The sequence below is a fragment of the Blastococcus sp. SYSU D00669 genome, from assembly GCF_054050715.1.
This window is the reverse complement of the sequence record NZ_JBJGZV010000039.1, coordinates 1-16,705: the sequence shown is the minus strand read 5'-3', so window position 1 is coordinate 16,705 and position 16,705 is coordinate 1. Positions and strand designations below refer to the sequence as shown.

Here is a 16,705-nt window from a genome sequence, read left to right as displayed (position 1 = left end):
GGACGAGGGAGGCTCGGAGGACGGTGTCGGAACAGGCCGACCCACGGTGGACGACGACCGGCTGGGGCTTCGGCGTCACGTCGCAGGACCAGGCGTTCCGCGCGATCACGCGCATCGTCTCGCTGGCCGCCGGTCGCCGGTACGTCTGGCGGGGGTGCAGCGACCGTTCGGTCCGCGTCCGGTCGTCGCTGCTGCACGGCCTGGTCATCGACGAGGCCGAGCCGCTGCCGACCGAGCTGGAGCTGCGCCGGCACGAGCTGGCCGTCCTCCGCGAGGCGCGGGCGTGGGGGCTGGGCGCGCAGGCCTCCGACCTCTCCCTGCTCGTCGACCTGCAGCAGCACGGGGTGCCGACCCGGCTGGTCGAGGTCACCCACAACCCGATGACGGCGCTGTGGTTCGCGGTCGAGCGCGGCGACGAGGCCGGCGTCCTGTTCGCCTTCGACGTCACCGAGTTCCCGACCTACGAGACCCCCGACCCGCCCGCCGCGCCCGACTGGTCGCTCCGGCACGCGCTGGCGGTGTCGGCCAAGACCGGGTCCCCGTTCCTCGTGCGCCCGACGCGGCCGACCCCCCGCCTGCAGGCGCGGGAGGGCCTCTTCCTCTCCGGCGCGGTCCCGCTGGGGCCCTCGCCCGCCGGCGTCGACGGCCTTCCGCTGCCGGCCGCCGGCCCGCCCGGGCGGGACCGGCTGGCCAAGCTGTTCGCCCCGGAGGAGCGCGGCGCGGGCCGGCCCACGCGGCTGCCGTTCTGCGCGCTCGTCGTCCCCGGGCGCATGAAGAAGGCGATCCGCGAGCACCTCAGCGCGCTCAACCGCCGGCGCAGCACGATCTACCCCGACGTCGACGGCTTCCGCGACGCCCTGCGCGAGGACGCCGTCCCGCTGCACCCGCTGCCCGACGTCGTCCCGGCGCACGACGACGTCGACGCCGCCGGCTGAGCGCTAGGCGGGCGCGGTGAGGTGGCGCGGGTTGGCCACCCGCAGCCGGTCGCGGACGCCGCCGCGCACCGCGTCCTGCACGGCCGGGTCGCCGTCGTCCAGCCAACCGTCGCCGATCCCGCGGGCGAGCGCCTCGTCGTCGGCGCAGCCCAGCCGGTCCAGCCGCGCCCGGTGCGCGGACCGCGCCGCCGGGCCGAGCAGCAGCTCCCGGCGCACGGTGGCCAGGACGTTCCCGGCCACCCGCGCGTGGAACGCCACCCGCCCCTCGGTGCCCGGCTGCACGTCGGCGGCGAGGAAGTGCGCCACCGCGTCCACCAGCTCGGCGGCGGTCGGCCGGCCGAACAGCTCCGGGTCGTCGGCCGCCGGCTCGGGCGGGAGCGACGCGTCGGGCGCGTCCAGCCCCAGGGCGAGCAGCACGTCGAACTCCTGCTCGGCGGCGCGCCGGCCGATCGCCGCCAGCTCCACCGACGGCTCCGCGCCGGACAGGTGCCGGTCGGCCATCACGCCGGTCATCAGCCCCCAGCGGACCGTGCCGTACAGCTCCCACCAGTGCAGCTGCGCCTCGGTCGGCCGCCAGCCGGCGACGGCGGCGTACCCGTCGAGCAGCTCGGCCCGCGACCCCACGCCGCCGGCCGGCCGCGGCGAGCCGAAGCGCCACACCTTGGCGCAGAGCCACCCGAGGTCGGCCACCGGGTCGCCGCGGTGCACCAGCTCCCAGTCGAGCACCGCGCGCACCCCGTCGGGGCCGAGCATCAGGTTGCCCATGCGGAAGTCGCCGTGCACGAGCACCTCGCCCGCGGGCTCGGGCCGGGCGGCGGCCAGCCGGCGCAGGCCCAGGGCCAGCCCCGGCGGCGGCACCCGGCCGCCGGCGAGGTACGCCGTCCGCAGCTCCTCGAGCGGGTCTCCGGTCGGCGCGACGTCGGGCACCTCGGCGAGCGGGACCGAGTGCAGCCGCGCCAGCAGCCCGCCCAGCTCCGCGGCGAGGCCGGGCCGGGCGACCGCCGGGTCGCGCAGGACGCGCCGGGGGATGGTCTCGCCGTCCACGTGGGCCATGAGCAGGTACGGCCGGCCGTCCAGCTCACCGGTGCGCACCACCTCGGGCACCGGGACGCCGGCCCGCGCCGCCGCCGTCATCGCCTGCGCCTCGACCGCCAGGTCGACGCCGCCGGTGCCGGCGCCGCTGCGCAGCACCAGCGCGCGGCCGCCCGCGGTGAGCGCCCAGGTCTCCCGGCTCGCCCCGCCGGAGAGCCGGGTCAGCCCCTCGACCCGGGCGCCGAGCTCGGCCGCGAGGTCGTCGGGGGTCACTTGAGGTAGCCGAACAGCTGGCCGGCCACCCGGCGCATCTGGATCTCCTCCGATCCCTCGGTGATCCGGTACCGGCGGTGGTGGCGGTAGATGTGCTCGAACGGCAGGTGCCGGCTGTAGCCCATGCCGCCGTGCACCTGCATCGCCCGGTCGGCGGCGTCGCAGACCAGCCGGTTGCCGCGGTAGTTGCACATCGACACGCGGTGGCCGATCGACACCGCCGGCTCCCCGCGCGCGGTCAGCTCGTCGAGCTCGACGGCGGTCTTGCGGATCAGCGTGCGCACCAGCTCGGCCTCGGTGGCCAGCTCCACCAGGGGGAACTGGATCGCCTGCCGCTCGGCCAGCGGCTTGCCGAAGGTGATCCGCTCCCTGGCGTAGCGCACCGACTCGTCGATGCAGTACTGCGCCGCGCCGACGCCCGAGGCGGCCTGCCGGATGCGGTTCTCGTGCAGGAACGTCTGCGCCACCGCCAGCCCCTCGCCCTCGGCGCCGAGGACCGCCGCGTCGGGCACCCGGACGTCGGTGAGCGTCACCTCGCCGTGGTCGCTGGGCATGTTGAACGTCCACCAGAAGAACGGGACGTCGAAGCCGGGGGAGTCGGTGGGCACGACGAACGCGGTGATGCCGCGGGCGTGCCCGGGCTCGCCGGAGGTGCGGGCGAAGACGACGTCGTGGGTGGCGGCGTGCACGCCGGTGTTCCACCGCTTGACGCCGTTGATCACCCAGTCGCCGTCCCGCCGGACCGCCGTCGTCTCCATCCACGTGGCGTCGCTGCCGTGCCCGGGCTCGGTCAGGCCGAAGGCGAGGCCGCGCTCGCCGGTGATCGAGGACTCGAGCAGCTCCTCCTTCTGCTCCGCCGTCCCGAACAGGTGCAGCAGGTGGGGGAAGACGAGGTTGCCGACGACGCTGTGCTCGTTCTGCAGGTCGTTGTGCAGGCCGAGCCCGCGGTGCGCCAGGTGCTCCCGGATCATCGCCATGTCGAGGTTCGAGCCGTCCCGGCCGCCGAGCGCGGCCGGGAGGCTGTAGCGGAAGAACCCGGCGGCGTCGGCCCGGCGGCGCGCCTCGGCGAGCAGCTCCTCCCACTCCCGCCGGGGCACGCCGCCGTTCTCGACGTCGGTGCGGGCGAACTCGCGCCGGTGGTCGAAGAAGCGCTGGTTGTCGTCCTGCTCCTGCAGCGGCGTGATCTCCGCGTCGATGAACGCGTCGAGCTCGCCGAGCAGGCTGGTGAGTGCCGGCGGCAGGGAGAAGTCCACGCTGACCCCTCGGGTGGCTAGAGGCGCTCGATGATCGTGGCGTTGGCCAGGCCGCCACCCTCGCACATGGTCTGCAGCCCGTACCGGCCGCCGGTCTGCTCGAGGTGGTTGACCAGCGTGCTGAGCAGCCGGGTGCCGCTGGCGCCCAGGGCGTGCCCGAGCGCGATCGCGCCGCCGCGCGGGTTCAGCTTCTCCGGGTCGGCGTTGAGCTCCTGCGCCCACGCCAGGGGCACCGGCGCGAAGGCCTCGTTCACCTCGTAGGCGTCGAGGTCGTCGATCGACATCCCGGCGCGCTCCAGCACCTTCTTCGTCGCCGGGATGGGTCCGGTGAGCATGAGCAGCGGGTCGTCACCGACCACCGAGAACGCGTGGAAGCGGGCGCGCGGGGTCAGCCCGAACCGCTCGAGCGCGGCCTCGCTGACGATCAGCGTGGCCGAGGCGCCGTCGGTGAGCGGCGAGGAGTTGCCGGGCGTGATGCTCCAGTCGATCTCCGGGAAGCGCTCGCCCATCGCGTCGCTGGCGAAGGACGGCCGCAGGCCGGCCAGCCCCTCGGCGGTGGTCGAGGCGCGGACCGTCTCGTCGGTGGTGTGCGCGCCGCCTCCGGGCAGCGCCACCGGCAGGATCTCGTTCGCGAAGCCGCCGGCCGCGGCGGTGGCCGCGGCCCGCTGGTGCGAGCGGGCGGAGTACTCGTCGAGGGCCTCGCGGTCGAGCTTCCAGCGGGCGGCGATGAGCTCCGCGGAGATGCCCTGGCCGACCAGCCCCTCGGGGAAGCGGGCGGCGACGCCGGGGCCCCACGGGTCCATGCCCACGGTCGAGGTGCCCATCGGGATGCGGCTCATCGACTCGACGCCGCAGGCGACGACGACGTCGTAGGCGCCGGCCAGCACGCCCTGCGCGGCGAAGTGCGCCGCCTGCTGGCTGGAGCCGCACTGCCGGTCGATGGTCGTCGCGGGCACCGAGATCGGGAAGCCGGCGGCCAGGACGGCGTTGCGGCCGACGTTCACCGCCTGCTCGCCCACCTGCCCGACGCAGCCGGTGATGACGTCGTCGATCACCGCCGGGTCGAGGCCGGCGCGCTCCACCAGGCCGGTGAGGACGCCGGCGAGCAGGTCCACCGGGTGCACGCCCGAGAGCGCGCCGCCGGGCTTGCCCCTGCCCGACGGGGTCCGGACGAGGTCGACGAGAAAGGCTTCGGGCACGGTTCCTCCAGGGGCGCCGGCTGCGGGGGAGTGGGGAGCACCAGCGGCTCGCCCGGCAGCATGCCGCGATTGACAGTTGACGTCAACGTCGAGTACTCACGGGGCCATCGGCTCGCGACGACGGGAGGCACATCGTGCAGGTTGCAGGGATCACGGCACTGGTGACCGGAGGGGCCTCGGGCCTCGGGCTGGCCACCGTCGAACGACTGGTGGGCGCCGGCGCGAGCGCCGTCGTCGTCGACCTGCCGTCCTCGCAGGGCAAGGAGGTCGCCGCGCGGCTCGGGCCGGAGGTCGCCTTCGTGCCGGCCGACGTCACCGACGAGGACCAGGTGGCCGAGGCGGTCGCCGCGGCGCAGGAGCTCGGGACGCTGCGCGCGGTGGTCAACTGCGCCGGCATCGGCAACGCCATCCGCACCGTCAGCAAGAAGGGCCCGTTCCCGCTGGCCGACTTCAAGCGGGTGGTCGAGGTCAACCTGATCGGCACGTTCAACGTCATCCGGCTCGGGGCCGAGGCGGTCAGCAAGACCGAGCCCGTCGACGGCGAGCGCGGCGTCGTCGTCAACACCGCCTCGGTGGCGGCCTTCGACGGGCAGGTCGGGCAGGCGTCCTACTCGGCGTCCAAGGGCGGCATCGTCGGCATGACCCTGCCGATCGCCCGCGACCTGGCGTCGCTGCTCATCCGCGTCGTCACCATCGCGCCGGGCCTGTTCGACACCCCGCTGCTGGGCAGCGCCCCCGAGGAGGTGCGAGCGGCCCTCGGCGCGCAGGTGCCGCACCCGGCCCGCCTGGGCTCGCCGGCCGAGTACGCCGCGCTGGTGCAGCACGTCGTCGAGAACCCGATGCTCAACGGCGAGACCATCCGCCTCGACGGCGCCATCCGCATGACCCCCCGCTGACACCCCTGCTCTCGGCGCCGGGAGCAGCACTGCTCCCGGCGCCGTGAGCGGGTCAGACGACGGCCGGGGCGGCGAGCTGCCGGCGCAGCGTGCGCTTGAGGATCTTCCCGCTGGCGTTGAGCGGCATCGCCTCGACCACCTGCACCTCGACCGGCACCTTGTAGGCGGCCAGGTGCGCCCGGCAGTGCTCGCGCAGCACCTCGGGGTCGGGCGCCGGGCCGGCCGGGTCACCGGTGACGACGGCGACCACCACCTCGCCCCAGTGGTCGTCGGGCCGGCCGACGACGGCGACCTGCGCGACCGACGGGTGGTCGGCGAGCACCGTCTCGATCTCCACCGGGTAGATGTTCTCGCCGCCCCGGATGATCATGTCCTTGCTGCGGCCGGCCAGGTACAGGTAGCCGTCCTCGTCCATGCGCGCGAGGTCGCCGCCCCAGAACCAGCCGTCGCGGATCGCCCGCGCGGTCTCCTCGGGCATCTCCAGGTAGCCGTTCATCACCGGGTCGGAGCGGGTGATGATCTCGCCGACCTCGCCGGGCAGGACGTCGGTGCCGGACTCGTCGACGATCCGCAGCTCCACGCCGAACGCCGGCTTGCCGATCGAGCCGAGCAGGTGCGGCGCCCCGGCCAGCGCCCGCCGGTGGTCGGCCGAGCTGAGCACCGACTGCAGCCCGCCCTCGGTCGCGGCGCCGAAGGCGTTGATGAAGTCGCACCCGAACACGTCCATCGCCCGGCGCAGCAGCGCCGGCGACATCGGGGCGCCGCCGTAGATGATCGAGCGCAGGTTCGCGTAGGAGCCCTTCTGCACGTCGGGGTGCTCGAGCAGCGTGCTGATCATCGTCGGCACGAGGAACGCGCCGGTCAGCCGGCCGCTCTGCATCCACCTGAGCACGGTGTCGGGCTCGAACTGCGGCAGGACCAGCGTCGGGAAGCCGCGCCAGACGTGCATGAGGATCATCGCCTGGCCGGCGATGTGGAAGATCGGCGAGGCGGTGTAGCGGAACTCGTCGGGGACGATCTCGTAGTCGATCGACATGTTGACGATCAGCGTCTTGACCATGCGGTGCGGCTGCAGCACGCCCTTGGGCAGCCCGGTCGTGCCGCTGGTGAACGCCAGGCCCAGGACGTCGTCCTCGTCCATCGGCACGTCGGGCTCGACGTCCTCGCCGCGGGCGAGGAACTCCTCGAACGGGACGACCCCGTCGCCGGGGTCGCCGTCGAACGAGCTCAGCAGCCCGATGCTCGCCACCTGCGGCACCAGCCGGCGGGCGACCTCGAGGTATCGGCTGCTCACGAACAGCGCCTTGGGCTCGGCCCGGCGGAGCAGGGTGAGCAGCTCCTCCTCCTGCAGCCGGTTGTTCAGCGGCACGTAGGTGGCGCCGAGCTTCAGGCAGGCCAGCAGCACCTCGACGTAGCCGCCGCTGTCGGTGGCCACGATCGCGACCCGGTCGCCCTTGGCCACGCCGGCCCCGGACAGAGCTCCCGCCAGCCGGTTGACCCGGGTGTTGGTCTGGGCGAACGTCTGCTCGGAGCCGTCGGCGAAGACGAAGCAGGGGCGGTCGGGGTACCGCCGGGCCGAGAGCGTCAGGAACGTCCCGGCTCGGGTCATCGGGCGCACGGACGGCCTCCAGGGGTGCGGTAGCGGCGCGTTGTTGACGCGGGGATCAAGTCTTCCTAGCCTGCCCGGGACTGTGACGTCAACCACGCGCGCGGGTGATCACGGGACCCGACACGGACGCGCCGGGCGGCCGTTGACACGACCCCACCGACGCCGTAGAACGATGTGAGGTTGACGTCACTTCCAGTTCGACGGAGAGGGGAAGCGATGGGCAGCGGACCCCTCGCCGGGCTGCGCGTCGTCGAGTTCACCGGGCTGGCCCCCGGCCCGTTCGCCTGCATGGTCCTGGCCGACCTGGGCGCGGACGTGGTCCGCATCGACCGCCCCGGCAGGGCGAGCACGCCCGACGCCGAGGTGCTGCTGCGCGGCCGCCGGCACACCCTCGCCGCCGACCTCAAGGACCCCGCGACCGTCGAGGCGGTCCTCGCCCTGCTCGACCGCGCGGACGTGCTGGTGGAGGGGTTCCGCCCCGGCGTGGTGGAGCGGCTCGGGCTCGGCCCCGACGTCGTCCTGGCCCGCAACCCGCGGCTGGTCTACGGCCGGATCACCGGCTGGGGGCAGGACGGCCCGCTCGCCCGGGCCGCCGGGCACGACATCGACTACATCGCGCTCGCCGGCGCGCTGCACCCCATCGGCGAGCGCGGCGGCGCGCCGCTGCCGCCGGCCAACCTGCTCGGCGACTTCGGCGGCGGCGGGCTGCTCATGGCCTTCGGCGTCCTCGCCGCGCTGGTGGAGCGGGCGGCCTCCGGCCGCGGCCAGGTGGTCGACGCGGCCATGGTCGACGGCGCCGCGCTGCTCACCACCTACCTGCACGGCATGGCCGCCCGCGGGCTCTGGACGACGGAGCGGGGCGCCAACCTGCTCGACGGCGGCGCCCCGTTCTACGGCACCTACGAGACCAGCGACGGCGGGTACATGGCCGTCGGCGCGATCGAGCCGCAGTTCTACGCCGAGCTCCTCGAGCGGCTCGGCCTCTCCGCCGGCGACCTGCCCGGTCAGGACGACCGGGAGCAGTGGGACGCGCTCCGGGCGCGGCTGGCCAAGGCCTTCCGCGGCCGGACGAGGGACGAGTGGACGGCGGTGTTCGACGGCACCGACGCCTGCGTCACGCCGGTGCTCGCGCTCGACGAGGCGCGCGAGCACCCCCACAACCGGGCCCGCGGCGCGTTCGTCGAGGTCGGCGGCATCGCCCAGCCGGCGCCGGCGCCGCGGTTCGCCCGCACCCCGGCGCCCACCCCGGCCGCTCCGTCGTCCGGCACCGACCCGGCCGTCCTCGGCGAGTGGGGCCTGCCCCCCGAGCACGCCGCGACCCTCTCCTGACCAGCGAAGGAGCACGGATGGACCCCGACCGGCTGCGCATCAGCCTCGGCGAGATGCTGCCCCTCTCCGCCCGGCGGCACCCCGACAAGCCGGCGTTCCTCTTCGCCGACGGCGGGGCGCAGAGCTTCGCCGAGACCAACAGCCGCGTGAACCGGCTGGTCTCCGCTCTGGGCGACGCCGGCGTGCGGAAGGGCGACCGGGTCGCCGTCCTCGCCCTGGACTCGCACCGCTACATGGAGGTGGTGCTGGCCTGCGCCAAGACCGGCGCGGTCTTCGTGCCGCTGAACTACCGGCTCACCCGGCCCGAGGTCGACGTCCTGCTCGGCCGGTCGGAGCCGGTCGCGCTGTTCTCCGACCCCCGCTACGCCGACCTGCTCGCCGGCGTGACCGACGCGCACCCGAGCCTGCGGCTGGCCGTGACGCTGGACGAGGAGTTCGAGCGGCTGCTGGCCTCCGGCGCCGACGTCGAGCCGCCGGTCGTGTGCACCGACGCCGACACCTTCGCCCTGGCGTTCACCTCCGGCACCACCGGCCTGCCGAAGGGCGTCGTGCAGTCGCAGCGGATGCACAAGAACATGGTCCAGATCTGCCAGAACGAGTACCTCATGCGCGAGGACGACGTCCGCTACTGCGCGGCGCCGACCTTCCACGTCTCCGGGGTCTCGGGTCTGCTGGCCGGCATCGCGCGGGGCTTCACCTCGCTGCTGCTGCCGCAGTTCGACGCCGCCACCGTGCACCGGTTCATGGCCGAGGACCGCGTCAACGCCGTCTTCCTGGTGCCCACGATGATCAGCAGCATCCTCCAGCTGGACGGCGTCGACACCTACGACTACGACCGGCTGGAGCTGATCACCTACGGCGCCGCGCCGATCTCCCCGACGCTGCTGCGGCGGGCGATCGACACCTTCCGCTGCGACTTCCTCCAGGCGTTCGGCGCCGGCACCGAGGCGGGGCTGCAGTCGGTGCTCACCCCGGCCGACCACCGCCGCGCGCTGGCCGGCCGCGAGGAGCTGCTCAAGTCCGCCGGCAAGCCCGCCTACGGGGTGGCGATGCGGATCGTCGACGACGAGATGGACGACGTCCCGGTCGGCGCGATCGGGGAGGTGGCCACCCGCAGCGACATGGTGATGGACGGCTACCTCGGCATGCCCGAGGACACCGAGCGCGCCTTCCGCGACGGCTGGTTCCGCGCCGGCGACATGGGCTACCTCGACGAGGACGGCTACCTGTACCTGCACGGCCGCAACAAGGACATGATCATCCGCGGCGGCGAGAACATCTACCCGGTCGAGATCGAGACGGTCCTCGCCGAGCACCCCGCCGTCCAGCAGGCCGCCGTCGTCGGCGTCCCCGACGAGCACTGGGGCGAGGCGGTGCGCGCGTTCGTCACCCTGCGCACCGGGCAGTCCGTCACCCCCGAGGAGCTGACGGCGCACTGCAACGGCCGGCTCGCCCGGTACAAGGTGCCGCGGGAGTTCGTGCTGATCGAGGCGATGCCGACCAACGCCAGCGGCAAGATCCTCAAGCGCGAGCTGCGCACCTGGGACCTCCCGGCCGTGGCGGGGGTGTGACGACGGTGCGCATCGGGACCCAGCTGCAGTACGCCGGCGGCTTCAAGGAGGCCGCCGCCGAGCTCGCCGACCTCGAGAAGGCCGGCCTGGACGTCGTCGCCGTCGCCGAGGCGTACAGCTTCGACGCGGTCAGCCAGCTCGGCTACCTCGCCGCGATCACCGACCGGCTCGAGCTGACCTCGGCGATCATGCAGGCCTTCACCCGCACGCCGACGCTCACCGCGATGACCGCCGCCGGCCTGGACTTCGTCTCCGGTGGCCGGTTCACCCTCGGCCTCGGCGCCTCCGGGCCGCAGGTGGTGGAGGGCTTCCACGGGGTGAGGTACGACGCGCCGCTCGGCCGGTTGCGGGAGATCGTCGAGATCTGCCGGATGGTGTGGCGCCGGGAGAAGGTCGTCTACCAGGGCAAGCACTACACGCTGCCGCTCCCGCCCGAGCAGGGCACCGGGCTGGGCAAGCCGCTCAAGCTGATCAACACCCCGGTGCGCGAGCGGATCCCGATCACCATCGCCGCGATCGGGCCGAAGAACGTCGAGCTCACCGCCGAGATCGCCGAAGGCTGGCAGCCGATCTTCTTCTACCCGGAGAAGGCGGCCGAAACCTGGGGCGCCTCGCTCGAGGCCGGGAAGGCCAAGCGCGACCCCGCGCTCGGCGCCCTCGACGTCGTCGTGGGCGCACCCTGCGCCATCGGTGACGGGCTCGCGGGCCTGCGCGAGCAGACCCGCGACCCGCTGGCCCTCTACATCGGCGGCATGGGCGCCCGCGGCAAGAACTTCTACAACGAGCTCACCGTCCGCTACGGCTTCCCCGACGCCGCGGCCACCGTGCAGGACCTCTACCTCTCCGGCCGCAAGGACGAGGCGGCCGCCGCCGTCCCGCAGGAGATGGTCGACGCGACGTCGCTGGTCGGGCCCGAGGGCTGGGTGGCCGAGCGGCTGGCCGCCTTCCGCGAGGCCGGCGTGACCACCCTGATGCTCACCTTCCCCCAGGGCACGCACGAGGACCGGGTGCGGACGGTCGAGCGGGTGAAGAAGCTGGTGTCGGACCTGTGAGGGACTGCCGGCACGACCGACCGGAGGCACGCCCATGACGTCCCTGTCCGACCGCTCGGCGGCGAGCGCGCTCAACGGCGCCGCGACCGAGCCCGTGCTGCTCCGGCGGGACGGCGCGGTGGCCACGCTGACGCTGAACAACCCGCGGCGGAAGAACGCCATGACCCCGGCGGCCTGGCGCGCGCTGCACGCCGCGCTGGACGAGGTCGCGGCGAGCGACGCGCGGGTGCTCGTCGTGACCGGCGCCGACGGCGACTTCTGCGCCGGCGCCGACCTGTCCGGCGGCGGCGGGCCGTGGGCGCCGATGGCGTTCATGACGATGGTCAACGAGGCCTGCCTGGCCCTGCACCGGCTGCCGATCCCCACCGTCGCCCGGGTGGACGGCGTCGCCGTGGGCGCGGGCATGAACCTCGCCCTGGCGTGCGACCTCGTCGTCGCCTCGTCCCGCGCCCGGTTCTCGGAGATCTTCGTCAAGCGCGGGCTGTCGGTGGACTTCGGCGGGTCGTGGGTGCTGCCCCGGCTGGTCGGGCTGCACCGGGCCAAGGAGCTGGTGCTGCTCGGCGACATGCTCGACGCCGGGCAGGCCCTCGAGTGGGGCCTGGTGCGGGAGGTCGTCGCGCCCGAGGACCTCGACGCGGCCGTCGGCCGGCTGGCCGACCGGCTCGGCGCCGGACCCCCGGTGGCGCTGCGGCTGTCCAAGCGGCTGCTCAACGACTCCTTCGAGGCCTCGCTCGAGCGGGCGCTGGAGGACGAGGCCCGCGCGCACGGGGTCAACATCGTCACCGAGGACGCCGCCGAGGCCGGCCGGGCCTTCCTCGAGAAGCGCGACCCCACCTTCCGCGGCCGCTGACCGGCGCCGCGCACCACCCGAGCAGGAGGGGAACGATGGAGTTCACCTGGACGCCGGAGCAGCAGGACCTGCGGACCACCACCCGCCGGTTGCTCCAGGACCGGGCACCGCTGGAGCGGGCGCGGGCGCTGGGGGAGTCGGGCACCCGGCACGACCCCGACCTGTGGCGGGCGCTGGCCCAGCAGGCCGGCCTGCAGGGCCTCGCGGTGCCGGAGGAGCACGGCGGCAGCGGCGCCTCGCGCGTCGAGCAGGCGGTCGTGTTCGAGGAGATGGGCCGGGTGCTGCTCGGCGGCCCGTTCCTGTCCACCGTCGGCTTCGCCGCCGAGGCGCTGCTCGCCTCCGGCGACGGGGCCGCGCAGGCCGAGCACCTGCCGCCGCTGGCCGAGGGCGAGCGCACCGCCACCCTCGCCGTCGTCGAGGCCGACGGCCGGTGGCGGCCGGACGCCGTCGCCACCCGCGCGACCGGCAGCGGGCCGGACGCCCGGCTCACCGGGGTCAAGGAGCTCGTCCTCGACGGGGCGGACGCCGACCTCGTCCTGGTGCTCGCCGCCTCCGACGCCGGCCCCTCGCTGTACGCGGTGGAGGCCGGGGCAGACGGGCTGACCGCCGAGAGGCTCGACCCGCTCGACCTGACCCGCCCGCTGGCGCGGCTGCGGTTCGCCGACGTGCCCGCCCGGCTGGTCGGCGAGCCCGGGGACGGCGCCCGGATCGCCGGCGCGGTGCGGCAGGCCGCCGCCGTCCTGCTCGCCGCCGAGCAGGTCGGCGCCATGACGACCCTGGTCGGGATGACCGCCGACCACGCCCGCACCCGCCGCGCCTTCGGCCGGCCGATCGGCGCCTTCCAGGGCGTCAAGCACCGGCTGGCCGACATGGCGGTGCGGCTGGAGATGTCGCGGTCGGCGGCGTACTGGTCGGCCTGGCAGGAGCCGGGCTCGGCCGCCGCCGCGATGGGCGCGGCGGTGGCCGGCAGCTACTGCTCGGAGTCGTTCCTGCAGACGGCGCGGGACACCATCCAGCTGCACGGCGGGACCGGCTTCACCTGGGAGCACGACGCCCACCTGTTCCTGCGGCGCGCCCGCGCCGACGCCACGCTGGCCGGCCCGCCCGCCGACGCGCGGGCCGACCTCGTGCCGCTCGTCCTGCCCGAGCTCGTGGAGGTGCCGGCGTGATCGACCTGTCCCCGCAGGCCACCGAGGAGGAGGCGGCCGCGGCCGCCGAGCGGTGGCTGCACGAGAACCTGCCGCCGTCCTGGCTCAAGGCCGTCCTCGACGGCGACCGCGAGGCGGTCGCCGCGCACCGGGCCGACGCGGAGGCGATGCGGGCGTGGTTCGCGCTGCTCGGCGACTCGGGGCTGGCCACGCCGTCCTGGCCGCGCGAGCACGGTGGCCTGGGCCTGTCGGCCGACGCCGCCGGCGCGGTGTCCGACGTCCTGCTGCGCTACTCCGCCGACCACGACGCCCCGGCGTTCATCGGCCGCGGGCTGACCGCGCCGACGATCCTCCAGCACGGCACCGAGGAGCAGAAGCGCCGGCACCTGCCGGGCATCCGCCGCGGCGAGGTGCAGTGGTGCCAGTTGTTCAGCGAGCCCGGCGCGGGGTCCGACCTGGCCGCGCTGGCCACCCGGGCGGAGCGGCAGGAGGACGGCACCTGGCGGGTCAACGGCCAGAAGGTGTGGAACTCCTACGCGCACTTCGCCGACTGGGGCATCCTCATGGCCCGCACCGACCCGACGCTGCCCAAGCACCGCGGCATCTCGTACTTCCTGGTCGACATGCGCACCCCCGGTGTGCAGCCGCGGCCGCTGCGCCAGATGAACGGCGACGCCGAGTTCAACGAGGTCTTCCTCGACGACGTCGTCCTGCCCGAGGACGCGCTGCTCGGCGGGCTGAACAACGGCTGGGCGGTCGGCATCAGCACCCTGATGCAGGAGCGCAACGGCCTCTCCGGCCGGCCGGGCGTGGGGGAGGGGAAGGCCGAGGAGCTGGCCCGGCTCGCCGCCCGCACCGGCACGTGGGCCGACCCGCTGCTGCGTGATCGGCTGCTGTCGTTCCTCGTGGAGGAGCGGGTGCTGCAGATGACCACGCTGCGGGCCTTCGCCGAGGCCGGCACCGGCCCGGTCGGCGCCGAGGGATCGATCCGCAAGCTGGTCAGCTCCGCGCTGCAGGAGCAGGCCGGCGTGCTGGCCGCCGAGGCCGACCCGGTCGGCGTGCTCGGCTGGCCGCAGGGCGGCGGGCAGCCGACGTCGGCCTACGACTTCCTGACGATGAAGCAGACCGCCATCGCCGGCGGCACGTCGGAGATCCAGCGCAACATCATCGCCGAGCGGCTGCTCGGCCTGCCGAAGGACCCGGACCCCGAGAAGGACGTCCCCTTCGACCAGCGCTCCCGCGGCTGAGAGGAGCCGACAGTGACGACCACCGAGTCCGCGCTCCCCGCGGGCCTGCCGACCGGGCTGGAGACGATCCGGCTCGACTCCCCGGAGCCCGGCGTCCTCGTGCTCACCCTCGACCGGCCCGAGCGGCTCAACGCCCTGTCGGCCGAGCTGCTGCGCGAGCTGCACGCCGTGCTCGACGCGCTCGCCGACGACCCGTCGGTGCGGGTGCTGGTGCTCACCGGCGCCGGCCGCGGGTTCTGCGCCGGGCTGGACCTGACCGCGTTCGACATGGGCGGGCCGGACCGGGCCGTGCGCTCGCCGCAGACCGGCATGGCCATCCAGAAGCACATCGCGGCCCTGGTGCCCAAGCTGCGGGCGCTGCCGCAGGTGGTGATCGCGGCGGTCAACGGGCCGGCGGCCGGTGGCGGGCTGGCGCTGGCGCTGGCCTCGGACGTGCGGATCGGGGCGGCGTCGTCCCGGTACAACGTGGCGTTCGTGCGGCTCGGCCTCTCCGGTTGCGACATCGGGGTGAGCTGGCTGCTGCCGCGGCTGGTCGGGGCGTCGCGGGCGTTCGAGCTGCTGCTGACCGGCCGGATCGTCGACGCCGCGGAGGCCGATCGGATCGGCCTGGTCACCCGGGTGGTGCCGGACGGCGAGGTGCTGGAGGCGGCGCTGGAGACCGCGCGGCTGGTGCTGGCCAACTCGCCGTTCGGGGTGCGGATGACCAAGGAGGTGATGTGGAGCCAGCTGGAGATCGGCAGCCTGCAGGCCGGCATCGACGTCGAGAACCGCAACCAGATCCTGTCCTCGTTCACCGCCGACCACCGGGAGGCGGCGCTGGCGTTCCGCGAGCGCCGCGCGCCCGACTTCACCGACGCCTGAGAGGGGCAGCTGTGTCTGATCGCGATCTGGTCGCCGAGACCGCCCGCCGGGTGGTGGCCGAGCACCCGCCGGCCGACACCGGTCAGCGCGACTTCCTCGCCGCCTGCTTCGACGCCGGCCTGGCCTGGGTGCACTTCCCCGCCGGCTTCGGCGGCCTGGGGGTCGCCCCCGGCCTGCAGGCGGTGGCCGACGGCATCCTGCAGGGCGCCGGCGGGCCGAACCCGTTCTGGCTCAACCCGATGGGCTACGGCATGGCCGGGCCGACGGTGATGGCCCACGCCTCCCGCGAGCTGGCCGCCGAGCTGCTGCGCCCGGACTACGTGTGCGACGAGATCTGGTGCCAGCTGTTCAGCGAGCCCGGCGCGGGCTCCGACCTCGCCGGGCTGGCGACCCGCGCGGTGCTCGACGGCGACACCTGGATCGTGAACGGCCAGAAGGTGTGGACGTCGAACGCGCACAAGGCCCGCCGCGCCCTGCTGCTGGCCCGCACCGATCCCGATCAGCCCAAGCACAAGGGGCTGACCTACTTCGTGCTCGACATGGACCAGCCCGGCGTCGAGGTGCGGCCGCTGCGCCAGATGACCGGCGAGGCCGAGTTCAACGAGGTCTACCTGCGCGACGCGCGCATCCCCGACGCCCACCGGCTCGGCGAGGTGGGCGAGGGCTGGCGGGTGGCGATGACGACGCTGATGAACGAGCGGACGGCGATCGGCGGCGGGTCGAGCGTGCGCGGCTCGGGCTCGATCGGGTCGGCGCTGCGGCTGTGGCGGGAGCGGCCCGACCTGCACACCCCCGCGCTGCGCGAGCGGCTGGTGCACCTGTTCGCCCGCGCCGACGCCGCCCGGCTGACCGGCGACCGGCAGCGGGTCGAGGGCGGGGAGAAGATCGGCCCGGAGGGCAGCGTCGGCAAGCTGGTCGGCGCCGAGCTCAACCAGGACGTCTACGAGTTCTGCATGGACGCCCTCGGCGTCGAGGCCACCCTCTACAGCGGCTACGACCAGGCCGGGCCCGATCCCGCGGCCGACCCGGCGGTGGAGGACCTGCCGCGGAAGTTCCTGCGCTCCCGCGCCAACACCATCGAGGGCGGCACGTCGGAGGTGCTGCGCAACATCCTCGGCGAGCGGCTGCTCGGTCTGCCCGGCGACCTGCGCGTGGACACCGGCAAGCCGTGGAGCGAGGTGCCCCGTGGCTGAGCAACCCCTGGCCGGCCGGGTCGCGCTGGTCACCGGTGGCGGGCGGGGGATCGGGGCGGCGATCAGCACCGAGCTGGCGCTGTCGGGCGCCGCCGTCGTCCTCACCTACCGGCGCGACCGGGAGTCGGCGGAGGCGCTGGTCGACAAGCTCACCGGCGAGGGCGCGGCCGCCCTGGCGGTCGAGTCGTCCGTCGACGACCCGGCCTCCTCCGAGCGGGCCGTGGCCACCGCCGTCGAGGAGTTCGGCTCGCTCGGCG

The 16,705-nt window shown here is 74.7% G+C and carries 15 protein-coding genes; 11 read left to right on the top strand and 4 right to left on the bottom strand.

All coding sequences use genetic code 11. From position 1 onward, the window contains the following. Positions 1 to 23: 23 nt before the first annotated feature. A complete protein-coding gene (locus tag ACI8AF_RS22045) occupies positions 24 to 935 on the top strand; it encodes an FRG domain-containing protein (RefSeq protein ID WP_456541902.1) in 912 nt (303 codons plus the stop codon). Positions 936 to 938: 3 nt separating this feature from the next. On the opposite strand, the gene ACI8AF_RS22040 is transcribed toward ACI8AF_RS22045, so the two are convergent. From ACI8AF_RS22040 to ACI8AF_RS22030, 3 genes are read right to left on the bottom strand one after another with little or no spacing between them, the layout of a single operon-like run. Further along, a complete protein-coding gene (locus tag ACI8AF_RS22040; protein ID WP_456541901.1) occupies positions 939 to 2,240 on the bottom strand; it encodes a phosphotransferase family protein in 1,302 nt (433 codons plus the stop codon). After that, on the bottom strand, positions 2,237 to 3,493 hold the full coding sequence (locus tag ACI8AF_RS22035) for an acyl-CoA dehydrogenase family protein (RefSeq protein ID WP_456541900.1): 1,257 nt from the start codon (positions 3,491 to 3,493) through the stop codon (positions 2,237 to 2,239). The genes ACI8AF_RS22040 and ACI8AF_RS22035 overlap by 4 nt, the downstream gene beginning before the upstream one ends. A gap of 17 nt (positions 3,494 to 3,510) precedes the next feature. Further along, on the bottom strand, positions 3,511 to 4,692 hold the full coding sequence (locus ACI8AF_RS22030; RefSeq protein ID WP_456541899.1) for an acetyl-CoA C-acyltransferase: 1,182 nt from the start codon (positions 4,690 to 4,692) through the stop codon (positions 3,511 to 3,513). Positions 4,693 to 4,853: 161 nt separating this feature from the next. Between ACI8AF_RS22030 and ACI8AF_RS22025 the strand changes: the two genes are divergently transcribed. Further along, the gene (locus ACI8AF_RS22025; RefSeq protein WP_456541898.1) at positions 4,854 to 5,588 is read left to right on the top strand and encodes a 3-hydroxyacyl-CoA dehydrogenase; all 735 of its coding nucleotides are present in this window, start codon (positions 4,854 to 4,856) and stop codon (positions 5,586 to 5,588) included. A gap of 52 nt (positions 5,589 to 5,640) precedes the next feature. Here ACI8AF_RS22025 and ACI8AF_RS22020 read toward each other — a convergent pair whose 3' ends face one another. Continuing rightward, on the bottom strand, positions 5,641 to 7,197 hold the full coding sequence (locus ACI8AF_RS22020; RefSeq protein ID WP_456541897.1) for a class I adenylate-forming enzyme family protein: 1,557 nt from the start codon (positions 7,195 to 7,197) through the stop codon (positions 5,641 to 5,643). A gap of 216 nt (positions 7,198 to 7,413) precedes the next feature. On the opposite strand from ACI8AF_RS22020, the gene ACI8AF_RS22015 reads away from it, so the two are divergent. The 9 genes from ACI8AF_RS22015 to ACI8AF_RS21975 all read left to right on the top strand — a co-directional run. Continuing rightward, a complete protein-coding gene (locus ACI8AF_RS22015; protein ID WP_456541896.1) occupies positions 7,414 to 8,526 on the top strand; it encodes a CaiB/BaiF CoA transferase family protein in 1,113 nt (370 codons plus the stop codon). A gap of 17 nt (positions 8,527 to 8,543) precedes the next feature. Beyond that, on the top strand, positions 8,544 to 10,097 hold the full coding sequence (locus tag ACI8AF_RS22010; protein ID WP_456541895.1) for a class I adenylate-forming enzyme family protein: 1,554 nt from the start codon (positions 8,544 to 8,546) through the stop codon (positions 10,095 to 10,097). Between the two features lie 5 nt (positions 10,098 to 10,102). Beyond that, a complete protein-coding gene (locus tag ACI8AF_RS22005; protein WP_456541894.1) occupies positions 10,103 to 11,149 on the top strand; it encodes an LLM class F420-dependent oxidoreductase in 1,047 nt (348 codons plus the stop codon). Positions 11,150 to 11,183: 34 nt separating this feature from the next. Further along, positions 11,184 to 11,999, top strand: coding sequence for an enoyl-CoA hydratase/isomerase family protein (locus ACI8AF_RS22000; RefSeq protein WP_456541893.1), 816 nt, complete (start codon positions 11,184 to 11,186; stop codon positions 11,997 to 11,999). Positions 12,000 to 12,034: 35 nt separating this feature from the next. Then, positions 12,035 to 13,168, top strand: a complete 1,134-nt coding sequence (locus ACI8AF_RS21995) for an acyl-CoA dehydrogenase family protein (protein ID WP_456541892.1) — start codon at positions 12,035 to 12,037, stop codon at positions 13,166 to 13,168. Continuing rightward, positions 13,165 to 14,394 carry an acyl-CoA dehydrogenase family protein gene (locus ACI8AF_RS21990; RefSeq protein ID WP_456541891.1) on the top strand — a complete coding sequence of 410 codons (1,230 nt, stop codon included), beginning with the start codon at positions 13,165 to 13,167 and terminating at the stop codon, positions 14,392 to 14,394. The genes ACI8AF_RS21995 and ACI8AF_RS21990 overlap by 4 nt, the downstream gene beginning before the upstream one ends. 12 nt (positions 14,395 to 14,406) lie before the next feature. After that, complete coding sequence (locus tag ACI8AF_RS21985; protein ID WP_456541890.1) at positions 14,407 to 15,255, top strand: enoyl-CoA hydratase/isomerase family protein; 849 nt, start codon at positions 14,407 to 14,409, stop codon at positions 15,253 to 15,255. Between the two features lie 11 nt (positions 15,256 to 15,266). After that, on the top strand, positions 15,267 to 16,448 hold the full coding sequence (locus tag ACI8AF_RS21980; RefSeq protein WP_456541889.1) for an acyl-CoA dehydrogenase family protein: 1,182 nt from the start codon (positions 15,267 to 15,269) through the stop codon (positions 16,446 to 16,448). Beyond that, a partial coding sequence (locus ACI8AF_RS21975) for an SDR family NAD(P)-dependent oxidoreductase (RefSeq protein WP_456541888.1) occupies positions 16,441 to 16,705 on the top strand: 265 nt, incomplete at its 3' end. The genes ACI8AF_RS21980 and ACI8AF_RS21975, both read left to right, overlap by 8 nt.